Source organism: Ornatilinea apprima (assembly GCF_001306115.1).
Taxonomy (GTDB): domain Bacteria; phylum Chloroflexota; class Anaerolineae; order Anaerolineales; family Anaerolineaceae; genus Ornatilinea; species Ornatilinea apprima.
On sequence record NZ_LGCL01000033.1, the window covers coordinates 1 to 13,244 of the forward strand.

15 protein-coding genes are annotated in these 13,244 nt (G+C 65.2%); 14 read left to right on the forward strand and 1 reads right to left on the reverse strand.

The window, feature by feature from the left end; genetic code table 11:
• Positions 1 to 111: 111 nt before the first annotated feature.
• Positions 112 to 351 (reverse strand): hypothetical protein, encoded by a 240-nt coding sequence (locus tag ADN00_RS14050; RefSeq protein WP_075063632.1) that lies wholly within the window; start codon positions 349 to 351, stop codon positions 112 to 114.
• 238 nt (positions 352 to 589) lie between these two features.
• Between ADN00_RS14050 and ADN00_RS14055 the strand changes: the two genes are divergently transcribed.
• The 14 genes from ADN00_RS14055 (at position 590) to ADN00_RS14120 (ending at position 13,128) form a co-directional block, all read left to right on the forward strand.
• Positions 590 to 910, forward strand: coding sequence for a hypothetical protein (locus ADN00_RS14055; RefSeq protein WP_075063633.1), 321 nt, complete (start codon positions 590 to 592; stop codon positions 908 to 910).
• A gap of 159 nt (positions 911 to 1,069) precedes the next feature.
• The gene (locus ADN00_RS14060; protein WP_075063634.1) at positions 1,070 to 1,345 is read left to right on the forward strand and encodes a hypothetical protein; all 276 of its coding nucleotides are present in this window, start codon (positions 1,070 to 1,072) and stop codon (positions 1,343 to 1,345) included.
• A complete protein-coding gene (locus ADN00_RS14065; RefSeq protein ID WP_075063635.1) occupies positions 1,338 to 2,858 on the forward strand; it encodes a hypothetical protein in 1,521 nt (506 codons plus the stop codon). Before ADN00_RS14060 ends, ADN00_RS14065 begins: the two co-directional genes overlap by 8 nt.
• Entirely contained in the window at positions 2,848 to 3,837 is a 990-nt protein-coding gene (locus ADN00_RS14070; protein ID WP_075063636.1) for a hypothetical protein, read from the forward strand. The genes ADN00_RS14065 and ADN00_RS14070 overlap by 11 nt, the downstream gene beginning before the upstream one ends.
• Entirely contained in the window at positions 3,824 to 5,248 is a 1,425-nt protein-coding gene (locus tag ADN00_RS14075; RefSeq protein WP_075063637.1) for a hypothetical protein, read from the forward strand. The genes ADN00_RS14070 and ADN00_RS14075 overlap by 14 nt, the downstream gene beginning before the upstream one ends.
• Before the next feature lie 17 nt (positions 5,249 to 5,265).
• The gene (locus ADN00_RS14080) at positions 5,266 to 7,158 is read left to right on the forward strand and encodes a phage major capsid protein (RefSeq protein ID WP_152966364.1); all 1,893 of its coding nucleotides are present in this window, start codon (positions 5,266 to 5,268) and stop codon (positions 7,156 to 7,158) included.
• A 99-nt stretch (positions 7,159 to 7,257) separates the two neighbouring features.
• Positions 7,258 to 7,464 (forward strand): hypothetical protein, encoded by a 207-nt coding sequence (locus tag ADN00_RS14085; protein WP_075063639.1) that lies wholly within the window; start codon positions 7,258 to 7,260, stop codon positions 7,462 to 7,464.
• Positions 7,454 to 7,702, forward strand: a complete 249-nt coding sequence (locus ADN00_RS20040; protein ID WP_075063640.1) for a hypothetical protein — start codon at positions 7,454 to 7,456, stop codon at positions 7,700 to 7,702. The genes ADN00_RS14085 and ADN00_RS20040 overlap by 11 nt, the downstream gene beginning before the upstream one ends.
• A complete protein-coding gene (locus ADN00_RS14095; RefSeq protein WP_075063641.1) occupies positions 7,686 to 8,336 on the forward strand; it encodes a hypothetical protein in 651 nt (216 codons plus the stop codon). The genes ADN00_RS20040 and ADN00_RS14095 overlap by 17 nt, the downstream gene beginning before the upstream one ends.
• Positions 8,309 to 8,710, forward strand: a complete 402-nt coding sequence (locus tag ADN00_RS14100; protein ID WP_152966365.1) for a hypothetical protein — start codon at positions 8,309 to 8,311, stop codon at positions 8,708 to 8,710. The genes ADN00_RS14095 and ADN00_RS14100 overlap by 28 nt, the downstream gene beginning before the upstream one ends.
• A 13-nt stretch (positions 8,711 to 8,723) precedes the next feature.
• A complete protein-coding gene (locus tag ADN00_RS14105; protein WP_075063643.1) occupies positions 8,724 to 9,203 on the forward strand; it encodes a hypothetical protein in 480 nt (159 codons plus the stop codon).
• Positions 9,204 to 9,219: 16 nt separating this feature from the next.
• Entirely contained in the window at positions 9,220 to 10,491 is a 1,272-nt protein-coding gene (locus ADN00_RS14110) for a hypothetical protein (protein ID WP_075063644.1), read from the forward strand.
• 14 nt (positions 10,492 to 10,505) lie between these two features.
• Positions 10,506 to 10,802, forward strand: coding sequence for a hypothetical protein (locus ADN00_RS14115; RefSeq protein WP_075063645.1), 297 nt, complete (start codon positions 10,506 to 10,508; stop codon positions 10,800 to 10,802).
• 151 nt (positions 10,803 to 10,953) lie between these two features.
• A complete protein-coding gene (locus tag ADN00_RS14120) occupies positions 10,954 to 13,128 on the forward strand; it encodes a hypothetical protein (protein ID WP_075063646.1) in 2,175 nt (724 codons plus the stop codon).
• Positions 13,129 to 13,244: the final 116 nt, after the last annotated feature.

Here is a 13,244-nt window from a genome sequence, read left to right on the forward strand (position 1 = left end):
GTATCCATTCATCGTTGGGTTACCTGACACCTGCCGAGTTCGAAGCTGCTTGGCTGTCATCACAATCAGTGGTGGGTACCCCCTAAACTATCCCTGTTTTTGTGTCCAGTTTTATGGGTCCACCACACCCCATCCCCCGGCTGCGCCGACCCCTTCCCCGGCAAGAAAGCCAGGGAAGGGATCGAAATCTGCGGTTGTAAGACCCCATCCCCCGGCTGCGCCGACCCCTTCCCCGGCGGGTAAGCCAGGGAAGGGATCGAAATCTGCGGTTGTGAGACCCCATCCCCCGGCTGCGTCGACCTCTTCCCCGGCGGGTAAGCCAGGGAAGGGGTGAAGCAAAGAGAGCTGCATGGTATGCAGCCCCTACCAAAATCTGCGGTTGTAAGACCCCATCCCCCGGCTGCGCCGACCCCTTCCCCGGCAAGAAAGCCAGGGAAGGGGTGAAGATGCAAGGTTTTTATTATTCTAATTCAAGAATATGCATAAATTACTATACCAACCTGCAGGTTTTGACAGGTTGAAACCGGCGCGCGGGTGTGCAATACTGGTTACGTAATAGAACATATATTCTATTCGCAAGGAGAGTCTGGTGAAGAGAAAGGCAGCCGCTGACCCCGGCCGCGTTCCGGGCGCGCAGCCCGGCGGCGATTTGCGCGAGGAGATTGATATGCTGCGCGGTCTGATCCAGCGGGTGGTGAGCCTGGCTGAGGGCGGCCGCGAGCTGGAGGAGCTGCTGGGAATTCTGGAGAAGGTGGGTCGGGCCAGCACGCGCCTGGCTACGCTGTTGAAAACACAGCAAACCCTGCAGAACCAGGACGATTTGTTCGATGTGCTCAACCAGGTGATTGACGAGGTGCTGTTGGAAAAACGCGCCGACCTGGAGCGGAAGGCAGAGCAGAAGCGCCTGTGAGCGGGCTGGCGGTGCCCTGGCGGCCATGCGCCGGAGGGACGGACGGAGAATGAGATCATGTTGGGCCGCGGCGGCAAATGCCGGTATACCCATATAGCGGCGCCCTCCGTTCTCTCCGGGCTGCCAGCCCCCTGCCAGGCGGTGAGAGGAGGTGAAGCGATGAAAGAAGAACAGGCAGCGGTGATTGCCGGGCAGCTGCGCCATGCGCTCGACTTGATGCAGGCCGAGATCAACGCCCTGCAGGCGCGCCAGTCGCACCAGGCGGAATTGACTCACCAGCGCCTGTGCGTTCTGGAGAAACGGGCGGACGATCAGGAGGCGCGCCTGCGCAGCGCCAGCGAAGGCGTAACGCAGTTCAAAGTGTGGTCCGGGTTGGCGGCTGGCGGTTCGGGGTTGATGTCGCTGGCGGCGTTAGTGAGGGCTTTCTTTGGATGAACCCCATAAAGAAAAAAATATTCAGCATGGCATCAGGTGGTTGGTGGCGGAAGAGCGTTTCTTCTGGCAGGCAGCGGGCAGCATGCACCTGCGCCGCTATCAGCAGGAAGTGGCAGAGGCGGTGATTGATTCGGTGCTGCGAGAATTGGGCTTGAGCATTGTAGTGATGTTCCCGCGCCAGTCGGGTAAGAACGAGCTGCAGGCGCAGTTGGAAGCCTATTTTCTGGTGCTGTTCAACCGCGTGGGCGGGAATATGGTGAAGGTGTCTCCCACCTGGAAGCCGCAGAGCATCAACGCCATGCAGCGCCTGGAACGTGTGCTGAAGCGCAACCGCGTTACCGCGCGGCATTGGAGCAAAGAAAGCGGTTACATCTACCGCCTGGGAGCGGCGCGCATGATTTTTCTTTCCGGCGCGCCGGAGAGCCATATTGTTGGCGCGACGGCGGACCTGCTGCTGGAAGTGGACGAGGCGCAGAGCGTGCGCGCGGATAAGTTTGACCGCGATATTGCTCCCATGGCGGCCAGCACCAACGCCACACGCGTTTTTTGGGGCACGGCCTGGACGGCTGATACGCTGCTGGCGCGCGAGCTGCGCGCGGCGCGGCGCGCTGAGCAGGCCGACGGCCTGCGGCGCTGTTTCGTCATCTCGGCTGAGCAGGTGGGCAGTGAAGTGCCGGCTTACCGGCGTTTTGTGGAGGCGCAGGTGGCGCGGCTGGGGCGGCAGAACCCGATGGTGAAGACGCAGTACTTCAGCGAAGAATTGGACGCGGAGGGCGGCATGTTTCCGCCGCAGCGCGCTGCCCTGATGCAGGGAACGCATGCCCGTCTGCGCGCGCCGCGCCCCGGCTGGCAGTACGCTCTGCTGCTGGATGTGGCCGGGGAAGACGAGGGGCAGAACGGGCTGGAAAATCCGCTGCGCGATTTGACCGCCCTGACGGTGGTGGAGATCGACCCGACTGGCGGCGGGGAAGGCTTTGCCGCCCATACCTACCGCGCGGTTGACCGCAAACAGTGGATCGGTGTGAAGCACACCGCCCTGTACGCCGAACTGCTGGCCCTGGCGCGGCACTGGCAGGCGGTTCAGGTGGTGGTGGACGCCACCGGGGTGGGGGCGGGGCTGGCTTCGTTTTTGGAGCGCGCGCTGCCGGGGCGGGTAACTCGCTTTGTGTTCTCGGCGGCCAGCAAAAGCCGCCTGGGATGGGATTTTTTGAGCGTGGTGGAGACCGGGCGCTGGCAGGAGTACGCGCCGCAAGGCGCGGACGCCGAGCAGGAGGCTTTCTTCCGGCAGCTGGCGTACTGCAAGATGGACGTGCAGCCCGGCGCGGAGCGGCGCATGCGGTGGGGCGTGCCAGACGGCGCGCGCGACCCGGCGACCGGCGAGCGCCTGCATGACGACCTGATCATCTCGGCGGCGCTGTGCGCGCTGCTGGACGGAATGGCATTGACAAGCAACGGCCCGGCGCTGGTGATCCCGGCGGCGGACCCCCTGGAGGAACTGGATTATGGATTCTAATGTTTGTGTCTGGCGCGGACAGGCGGTTTTTATCTGGCAGGTGAAGCAGTGCGCTTTGCCGCTGCCCGCCCACAGTGCCGAAGCCCATGAACATCTGGCAGTCACCGCGCGCCAGGCCGGGCTGGCGTATGTGCCGGTGAAGGTGGCCGACGGTCCCTACCGCTATAACCAGGTCGCGGGCGGTTCGGGTGGGCTGGGCTGGCGGGATGAAATTCTGCCGGGGCTGTTGAACGCCTTCACGCGCGCCGGTCTGCGGCGGGTGGGCTGGCATTATCTGTACGGCGCGGAGCCAGAGCGCGAGGCCGACACGGCCGCCGAGCGCATGGTAACGCTGGGGCTGGAAGGCTACATTCTGGACGCGGAGAGCGAGTACAAATTGGCCGGGGCCGACGCGGCGCGGCGTTTTATGCGCCGCCTGCGCAAACTGGCCGGGAACATTCCCCTGGCGCTGTGCAGCTATCGCTTCCCCAGTTATCACCGCGAGTTTCCCTGGCAGGCTTTTCTGGATGAGATGGACGGGCAGCGCGGCGACGCGCACATGCCGCAGGTCTACTGGGTGGGCGACGCGCGCCCCGATGGACCGGCGCTGCAGCTTCAGCGATCAATGAAGGAACTGCGCGCGCTGAAGGATCTACCCGTGGCGCCCATCGGCGCGGCTTACGGGCAGCAGTTGGAAAGCGGCTACTGGCGGCCTTCGCCCGACCAGATGCGCGCCTTCTCACGCGCGGCCCAATCGGCTGGCTGCGCGGGGCTGAGCTGGTGGAGCTGGGATTCGCTGCGCGCCAAAGACGGCAGTGCGCCGGGTGCGGAGGGCAAGCTGGGCTGGTGGGATGCCATCGCCGGGCTGGGCGCGGATGGGGCAAAGCGGCGCTTGAGGTTCCCCTCTCGCTGGAGCAGCGCATGGTGCGCCTGGAGGCGCAGGCGCGCGCGGCAGGTTGGGCGATATGAGCAAGAGGAAAGACAAAATGAGTTCCGATAAGACCAGTTGGAAGGAGCGCATGGTGCGCGGCCTGTTTGGCCGGCAGATTGAGCAGGCCGCCGCGCGCCAGGCGGCAAAGTGGCAGGCACAGTTCAGCGTGGAGGATGATTCCACCTTCGCGCTGGGCGGACAATGGGCGGGCAGCGGCAGCCTGGAGCGCGCCCCGGCCGAGCGCGAGCGAATATTGAGCGAGTCGCTGGAGGCCTGGCGGGTGAATCCGCTGGCGCGGCGGATCGTGGAATTGACCACGCAGTATGTGGTGGGCGGCGGGCTGGCAGTGAGCGCCAAAGACGCGGCCGCGCAGCAGTTCCTCAAGGCCTTCTGGCGCAGCCGCCTGAACCGCATGGAAACGCGCTGCATGGAGTGGTGCGACGAGCTGGCGCGCAGCGGCAATCTGTTTGTGCTGCTTTCCACCGACGCGGCGGGCATGTCGTACGCGCGCGCCGTTCCGGCGGCCAGCATTCAGCGCATTGAGACGCGCTCCAACGACAGCGAGCAGGCCGTGGCGTTTTACCCTTACCCCGGTCTGGAACAGCCCGATCCGCGGCCGTGGAAGGCCTACGACCCGCAGCAGGATGCTCCACTGGCGGGGGGCGGCTTTGAGAGCGTAATGCTGCATTACGCCGTCAACCGCCCGGTGGGGGCGGTGTGGGGCGAGTCGGATTTGGCCCCGCTGTTGCGCTGGCTGGCGCGCTACGCCAACTGGCTGGAAGACCGCGCGCGGCTCAACCGCTACCGCAACGCATTTCTGTATGTGGTTAAAGCGCGCTTCGCTTCTGAAGCCGAGCGCATCGCGCGCCAGCAGCAGCTTAACGCCCAACCGCCGCGCCCCGGCAGCATCCTGGTGACCGGTGAGAGCGAGAGCTGGGAGGTGCTTTCTCCCAAGCTGGACGCCAACGAAGCCAACAGCGACGGCCTGGCGCTGAAGAAGATGGCGGCAGCCGGGGCGGGTGTGCCGATGCACTTTTTGGCCGAGCCGGAAGGTTCCACGCGCACCACGGCCGAGGCAGCCGGTGGGCCAACCTACCGGCGCTTTGAGCAGCGCCAGCGCTTCTTCTTGTGGGTGATCGAAGACGTGCTGCGCGCCGCGCTGCGCCGCCGGGCGATGCTCGACCGCGCGCTGGACGCGGAAGCGGAGATGGAGGTGCGCGGGGCCGATATTTCGGCGCGCGACAATGCTGCCCTGGGGCTGGCAGCGGCCAATATCAACACCGTGCTGGCCGAACTGCGCGACCGCGGATTGATTGATGACGGTGAGTATCTGCGCCTGGTGTACCGCTTTGCCGGGGAGGCGGTGGACGCCCAATCGCTGCTGGAGCGCGCCCGGCGCGCCGCCCCGCCGCGCAAGCCGCAGGTGGACCGCCGCCGGCCGCCGCGCCAGGTGTTGAAACCGGCGGAAAAACTGGAATGAATTCGGGAGGAACGTTTATGGAAGAAGCGCAAACACGCCAGCAGGTGAAGCTGGCCGCCAGCGCGCGGGTGGACGAAAACGGCCAGTTTGAGATTCTGGCGATCAGCGCCGGGGAGGGTAACGGCTGGCAGTTCAGCGAGCAGGCGCTGCAAGAGTCGCTGGCGTTGTGGGATGGGGTGGAATGCTTTATCGATCACGCCTGGGGCGGGCACTCGCTACGCGACCTGGCTGGGGTATGCCGCCAGCCGCGCTGGGACGCGGAGCAGCGCGGGGTGCTGCTCAAGCTGCGCCCGCTGGGACCTTCGGCGGGGCTGCTGGCGGAGCTGGGCCGCCAGATGCTGGCGGAAGCCGACCCGCGCCCGGCAGTGGGTTTTTCGGCGGACTTGCTGTTCAGCGCCAGCGGGCGCGAAGTGAAAACCATTCTGCGCGTGTTGAGCGTGGACCTGGTGATGGACCCGGCGCGCGGCGGCGCGTTTCTGCGCGCGCTCAACGCCCGCCAGCCGGGGTTGGATGAAACCGAACCAATCAAAAAGGAGACCGACAGGATGACGGAAGGCAACAAAGAAGGTTTGCAGGCGCTGGCCGAGGCCGCGCAAGAGCTGAAGCAGGCGCGCTGCGCCAATCTGCTGGAGACGAAATTGAGCGAAGCGCGCCTGCCCGAAGCGGCCGCCAAACGCCTGCGCGCCCAGTTTGGCGGGCAGGTGTTCGAGGCGCAGGCCCTGGATACGGCGATTGAAGACACGCGCCAACTGGTCAGCGAGCTGACCGGCGGCCTGGTGGTGCAGGGCGCGGGGCAGGTGAGCGGTATGTTCTCCGGCGAAGACCAGATCAACGCCGCGCTGCACGATCTGCTGGGGGCTGGCCGCCCGGCCGGGCTGGAAGGCGCGCGTCCGCAGCGTCTGAGCGGCATCCGCGAGCTGTACACGCTCTTCACCGGCGACACGTCGTTTGTGGGCGGCTGGTACCCTGAGCGGGCGCAGCTCGCGACCACGGCAAGCCTGCCGGGTCTGCTGAAGAATGTGATGAACAAGCTGGTGGTGGAGCAGTGGGAAGAGCTGGGCCGCGCCGGTTACCGCTGGTGGGAGCCGCTGGTAGCGGTGGAGCACTTCAACAGCCTGCACCCGCTGACCGGCGTGCTGGTGGGCGAGGTAACCGCCCTGCCTGCCGTGGCCGAAGGGGCCGCCTACAGTGAGCTGTCCGTGGCCGACTCATCCGAGAGCGGTGAGTGGAACAAGTACGGCGGCTATGTGGCCCTGACGTTGGAGATGTTCGAGCGCGACGAGACCCACAAGCTGCGCCAGTACCCGCGCAAGCTGGCCGCCTCAGCCCTGCGGCGCATCTCCGCGCTGGTGAGCGCGGTGTTCACCGCCAATGCCAGCGTGGGCCCGCAAATGGCTGATACCTACAATGTGTTTGATCCCACGCATCACGGCAACCTGATCACCACTGCCCTGTCGGGCAGCGCCTGGGAAGCCGCCAGCGCGGCCATCTACAACCAGAGCATGGCCGCCGCGAACGGGGCTACCGCGCCCAAACTGGCTGTGGACGCGCGCTATCTGCTGGTGCCGCGCAGCCTGCGCCTGAGCGCCATGCAGATTTTGTACCCCAATTTTGCCTACCAGAGCCAGATCTTCTCGGACAACCTGCAAAAAGGCCAGCCGGGGGATGTGATCACCGTGCCGGAGTGGACGGACACCAATGACTGGGCCGCGGCAGCCGATCCGCGCCTGGCGCCGGCGATTGTGGTGGGCGAGCGCTTCGGCCTGATGCCTGAGATCTTCATCGCCGATCACCCGCAGCAGGGCGCGCTGTTCAGCAACGACGAGGTGCGTATCAAGGTGCGCCATTGGGTGAGCGTGTTTGTGGCCGACTACCGCCCGCTGGTGAAAGCCAACGTGGCTAACGCGTAATCGCTGCGGAGCGATCCCTGCGCTCCTTAAGGAACGGCGGCGCGGCGGGGCAGGCTCCCCGCCGCCCGCCCAAAAAGTGATCATAAATGGGAGGAAATTATGACAGTCAAAGAACAACTGCTGCGCGTGCTGCGCTCGCGCAAGTTTTGGGCGCTGCTGGCCGCTTTGCTGACCGCCGCGGGTGGCTTTGCCAGCGGAGAAATGAGTGTGTGGCAGGCGGTGCAGGCCGCCATTGCCGCCCTGGCGGTGTATTCCACGGGTGTGGCGCTGGAAGACAGCCTGAAAGGCGCAGAGCGTGGCAGCTAAAGCGGCTGATACGCAGTTGAAACAGGTGGCGCAGCGCCTGGCCGCGGCGCATCCGCTGGGCGCGGTGGGCGAGGCGCTGGCCTACTGCCGCCTGCCGGACGGGCGCGTGGTGGTGGTGGACAGCCAGGGGCACAAGCTGGTGTTTTCGGCGGAAGAGGCGGCGCGCGCCGCGGGTGAAATTCTGGGCGGTCCGCGCCGGCCGCCGGTGAAGGAGGCAAAGCATGAGCGCGTACGATGAGGTCAGCCAGCGCGCCTTGCAGTTGTTGGGCGACCCGCTGGACGGGCAGTACCCGGCGGCTGTGCTGGCAGAAGCCGCGCGGCGCGCTCTGGAGGCCTTCAGCCGCTGCGCGCCGCGCATTGAGAGCGTGGCGTGGGTGGTGGAAAGCGCTTCCGCGCGCCAGGCGCTGCCGCTGGCCGGGGCCTGGCTGGTGCTGGACGTGGAGTGGCGCGCCGCCAGCGGAATCTTGCGCGCCGGGCGGCCGTGGCAGATTGTCTGGCAGGACGGGCAGCCGCTGATCGAGTGGCTTAGCGCGCCATACCCCCAGCCGGGAGACGGGTTGTTGGCGCGCTGCGCGTTGAATCACAGCCTGGAAGGGCTGGACGGCGCGCCGCAAAGCTCGGTCAAAGCCGCCGACCTGGGGCTGCTGGCGCAAGGGGCGGCAGGCTACGCGGCACAGATGCGCGCCGCGCAGCTCACCGAAAGCTACGGTTCGCGCGCCTCAGATTTGGGCCAACTGGCCGCCTGGGGCGGGGGGCAGTTGCAGCGCTTTGAACAACGGCTGGCGGAGGAAGCCCGGCGGAGCGGAGTGGAGATTCCCTGGGCGCTGCCGCAGCGCGGCTGGCCGTGCGACCGTTGGGAGGTCTGCCGGTGAGCGGGCGGGATATTTACCGCTGGGTGGCGCGCGGCGCGGCGGACTGCCCGATCTGCGCGCGGCTGGACGGTGAGGAGCGCAGCCTGGGCGCGTGGCAGCTCACGCGCATGCCCGGTTTTCACCGGCACTGCGACTGCCGCCTGGAGCCGGTGATCGACGGAATGCCCGCCCCGCCCACGCGTCCGCGCAAGCGCGAAGAGACCCATCCGGAAAAGAAGGCCGCCCCGCGCTATGAGAATTTTCGCGGGCAGGTCGCCGGGCGCAAGGCGGCGCTGAAACCGCGCATCGCGCGCATGAGCCGCCCCAGGGTTGGCAAACTGGCGCGCCGCAAACCATACCGCGCGCCTACATACAAAAAGGGCGCGAAGCGATAAAAGGAAGGCGGGCATGGCCGAAATTGGAAAAGACTGCCACATCACCCTGGCGCATCCGGCGGTGAACAACGGAGAGCCGGTTGGCTTTCTACTGGACGAAGAGGAAAACGAGCACGGCGCGCTGGTGAGCGTGCAGCGCGAAACGGATTCCAACGGGCAGACGCGCGTGCGGCTGTTCTTTGATGTGCTGCTTGCCGAGCGCCTGGTGAACCCGGACGGTTCAGCGCACGCCGCCAGCCGGGAGGAGATGTACGCGGCGCTGAATGCGTATCTGCGGCAGACCAGCGGAGTGGCGGTGGCGTGCAGCGCGGGGGTGTTTGCCAATGTGGGCGCGCTGGGCTACAGCGCGGCCGAGATGCACTATCCGCGCCTGACGGTGGTGGCCTGCCAGCTCAACAATGCCGGTCCGTATTTTGCCGCGGTGGCGCAAAGCGTGTATGACAACGCGGTGTGGGACGGCGTGCTGGCCTGGGACGCGGCCGTGTGGCGCTAAACAGGAGGTTTGAGAGATGAGTTATCCTTTGTCGAGTGAGGTGTCGCCCGGTCAGCCGACGGCCGCGGCGCACTACAACAACCTGCGCGCTGACGCGTTACGCCTGGGCTGCGCGGATGCCGACGCGGTAACCCTGGCGGCTTTGCTGGCGCGCTGGGAAGACGGCCTGCGCCTGGATGTGCTGGGCAGCAATCGCGTGCGCGTGCCGGCCAGCCCTGCCGAGCCGGTGAGCCTGGTGATCGACGGCGCGCCGCTGCAAATCACCCAACCGGCGGACCTGAGCGTCAGCAGCGCGCCCAGCGGGGCGGCTTGCGACTATTTTGTGTTCGCGCTGCGCTCGCCCGGCAGCAGCGGCTTTTGCCTGGATGTGAATACCAGCAGCCTGGAATCGAGCGGGCGGCGCAGAATCGGGCGCTTTTATTGGGACGGCACGCGCATCACGCCCGGCAGCCTGCGCAGCGAGCGCGGGCAGTTTCTGCAGGGCGTCTTGGGCAGCCTGGCGGCGCAATCGGCGGGCGGGCGCTTGAGCCTTTCGGCGGGCGAGGGGCTGCCGCCCCAGGATATTGCCGCGGCGGGGACGGTCTATTATGGGCCGTGGCGCGGCAACCGGGTGGGCCTGTACAGCGAGGGATTCGGCTGGCGCGAGTGGGAATTCGCGGAGTTGAGCCTGTCTTTGCAGGGGCTGGCGGCCAACACCAACGCGGATATTTTTCTGCGGCACGACGGCAGCGCGCTGGTGCTGGAAAAAACGGCCTGGAGTTCCTCTACACAGCGCGCGGCGGCGTTGAGACGCCAGGACGGCGTGCTGGTGAAAGACGGCGCGCCGGGCTGGCGCTACCTGGGCACCCTCCGCACTACCGCCGAGGCGGGCAAGTGCGACGATTCGGGGTTGAAACGCTTTGTATGGAACGCCGAAAACCGCGCCCCGCGCGGCCTGCGCTGGAGCAGCGAGACCCTGCATACCTACGACGCGGGTGTGTACCGTGCCTGGAACAACGACGCCAGCCAGTGCGCCCAGGCGGTGGTGGGGCTGGCAGGCGAGGCGGCCTGGCTGTATGCCACGGTGGACGCCACCCCGGCCAGTATGGCAGTGTATGGGGTGGGACTGAATTCCACCAATCTGCCCGCCTTTGAGACCGGCATGCTCACCGGCAGCGCGCGCCAGCGGGCCGCCTGCGGCGGATATGCCAGCCCGCAGGCAGGGTTGAACACGGTGTGCGTGCTGGAATATTCCAGCGGGGTTTCCACCTTCACGCGCGCACAGATCAACGGGCTGCTGATGGCCTAGAAAGGAGGTGTTTGATGAAAGTCAACCCGTTAAAACTGCACCGCGACCTGGGCGACGCCGGCCTGCCGGTAACCAGCGTGGACGAAACCGGGCGGGTGATCTACCTGCGCGCGTTGAGCGCGGACGAGGCGCGCAAGGCGGAAGAGATCATCGCCGCGCACGACCCCTCGCCGGATGAGCGCCAGCGCACGCTGGAGCAGGACCGCCAGGCGGGCATCTGCGACCGCGATCTGCTGGACGCGCTGTGGAACTGGGTGGTGGGCGGCAGCCGCGAGAGTGTGGATGACATTCTGGCGCGGCGGGCAGGTTGAAATTTGGCGGGTCAGGCGCGAGCCTGGCCCGCTTTTGGGGTTAGTTAGTAAATTGTAAAGTCGGCAGCCAGATGAATCTATTACAATACGCTTAAAGGCTTGTCGCATCGGACAGGGGTATGTGTTCGCGGCTCTTAACGGGAGGTCGGTTATGGCGAATTGGTTACAAGTGATTCGGGGGGCGCGTGGATGGCATTGGGCGCGCGCCGGGATCATCGCGGTGGTTGGGCTGGCGTTGCTGGCGGGTGTCGCCGCGGCGGTCAGCACTTCTCAGCAGACCTGGATGGTGAGCAACCCCGTGCCCGATGATCCCCTGGAAGGCGTTGCGGATGGAAATTCCCTGTTTTCCAACATCTCTTACACCGGGCGCTGGGTGGCGTTTGAGTCGCAGGCGGCCAACCTGACCAATGACAATGACAGTTACAATGACATTTTTCTGTACGAAAACTACGACGATACCGAGAACCCTGGCACGCGCAAGGAAGCCTTTAGCGAAATCACCCTAGGCAGCAACGCCAGCTCGTATTACCCAACCATCGCGCGCACCAGCGGAGAAAGCCCCTGGGACCAACCAGCGGGCGGCGGGTATACCTACCAGGATGTGTTTGACGGCCGTTTTGTCTCTTTTGAGTCGACATCGAGCCAGTTCAGTTATTTTCATTCCTACGAATCGGATCCACTGGCCGGGAAGATGGACGTCTTCTTGTACGATCGCGGGGTGAGCACGGAGGATTACGAAGGCCTGACCATTCCGGGTATTTATACATCGCCGGGCATTTGGGCGATGACCCCGGCCAACCTGACTGCCAACGGACAGGCGCCCAACGGCCCCTCGGGTAACGTGCTTCCGCTGACCTCGGTGCATAATAACGCCAACGGCGCGCATATCGCTGGCAATCCGTTGAAGCCTGGCAGCAGTGTGTATCTGGGCACTGACGCCGAGCAGCGTGTGGTGTTCGAGTCGCTGGCCACCAATCTGGTGAGCGCCACGCTGGGGCTGACCCCCAGCAGCGACGGCCAGAGCAACCGGCATATCTACGTGCGCACCGGTTTCTACCAGGCCGGCACAACCCCCTCCGGCCTGGACCCGCGTCAGATTCGCCTGCTTTCGAAAAACGCGGCGGGGGTGCTGGCCAATGGTCCCTGCACCACCCCGGCGGCCACCAGCACCGGGCGTTTTGTGGCCATGGTGTGCAAGGCGAACAACCTGGTGGAGGGTGTAACCATTCCCAATGGGTCAGACAGCAAGCCGCTGGCGCAGGTTTACCTGCTGGACCGCGACTTCATCACCAATGGAACGTACGACGAGGAGCTGGATTACAAATGGTATCTGGCGTCGCAATATGTTGACCCCAGTACCTCGGCCACGGGCGCGGCCGGCGCGGATGAATCATGGTACCCCAGCATTGCTGAGGACGGGCAGTTTGTGTATGTGGCCTTCCACAGCTTTGCCGAGAACCTGGTGGATTCGTATGACGGCCAGGCTTCGACCAGCAACGCGTCCGATGTGTTTGTGCTGGTTCTGGACAAAAGCAACCCGGCCGTGCGCGAGCTGTATCTGGGATCGCGCGCTTCGGGGCTGGCCGGCGCGGCGGGCAATTACCACAGCTACATGCCCTCGCTCTCGGCGGACGGCCGCGTGGTGGCCTATACCTCGCTGGCGAACAATCTGGTGACGGCTGACCACAATGAGCACTGCGGGTTTACCATTGACGGCGAGCTGTATACCAACTGCCCGGATGTCTTCATCCGGCGCTTTTACGTTTCGGGCGGCGGCGAGCCGCAAACCTGGCGCGCTTCGCTCTCGCCTAACGGGGTGGAGGCGTATTACAACTCGGCCTTCGCTTCGCTGAGCGGCAATTCGCGCTTTGTGGGCTTTTCCAGCTACACCGATCTGCGCGTGGACCAGCAATTGCGGCCGTCGCAGTTGGAACAGGTGCATATTTACATTCGCGATATGAGCGAGACCAGCGGCAACCCCAACATCCAACCCAGTTCGGGATATTTCTATGCGTTTCCTGGCGGTTCGTATGACATCACCTTCAACCTGACCTTTTTTGAAGGCGACCTGAACCTTGCGAGCGCGCTGTATCTGGAATCACCGCAGGGCGGCGGGGCAGACGCGGCCTTCAGCATCATTTCTGATACCTGCAACCCGGCGGAGACCTGGTCTTCGGGGGATAGCTGCGCGGTGACAGTGCGTTATACCAGCCCGGATACGGAGTACCGCGAGGCGCTGCTATCGATTCCCTTTGGCGGGTACACGCGGCGGGTGGCGCTGTTCGGTTCGACAATCATGCGCATTTTTCCGCTGGTGTCGCCGTAAAGATTGGGGTTATGAAAGAGAATCAAAGCGCGGGCGCGTTGCCCGCGTTTTTGTTTGATACCTCATCCCCGCGCCTGCGGCGCGACCCTTCCCCGATGGATCAGGGAAGGGTGGAA

Coding starts and splice junctions, on each gene's coding strand:
- ADN00_RS14050 (WP_075063632.1), bottom strand. CDS start 351: ATGCAGCTCTCTTTGCTTCACCCCTTCCCTGGCTTACCCGCCGGGGAA.
- ADN00_RS14060 (WP_075063634.1), top strand. CDS start 1,070: ATGAAAGAAGAACAGGCAGCGGTGATTGCCGGGCAGCTGCGCCATGCG.
- ADN00_RS14070 (WP_075063636.1), top strand. CDS start 2,848: ATGGATTCTAATGTTTGTGTCTGGCGCGGACAGGCGGTTTTTATCTGG.
- ADN00_RS14075 (WP_075063637.1), top strand. CDS start 3,824: ATGAGTTCCGATAAGACCAGTTGGAAGGAGCGCATGGTGCGCGGCCTG.
- ADN00_RS14080 (WP_152966364.1), top strand. CDS start 5,266: ATGGAAGAAGCGCAAACACGCCAGCAGGTGAAGCTGGCCGCCAGCGCG.
- ADN00_RS14085 (WP_075063639.1), top strand. CDS start 7,258: ATGACAGTCAAAGAACAACTGCTGCGCGTGCTGCGCTCGCGCAAGTTT.
- ADN00_RS14095 (WP_075063641.1), top strand. CDS start 7,686: ATGAGCGCGTACGATGAGGTCAGCCAGCGCGCCTTGCAGTTGTTGGGC.
- ADN00_RS14105 (WP_075063643.1), top strand. CDS start 8,724: ATGGCCGAAATTGGAAAAGACTGCCACATCACCCTGGCGCATCCGGCG.
- ADN00_RS14110 (WP_075063644.1), top strand. CDS start 9,220: ATGAGTTATCCTTTGTCGAGTGAGGTGTCGCCCGGTCAGCCGACGGCC.
- ADN00_RS14115 (WP_075063645.1), top strand. CDS start 10,506: ATGAAAGTCAACCCGTTAAAACTGCACCGCGACCTGGGCGACGCCGGC.
- ADN00_RS14120 (WP_075063646.1), top strand. CDS start 10,954: ATGGCGAATTGGTTACAAGTGATTCGGGGGGCGCGTGGATGGCATTGG.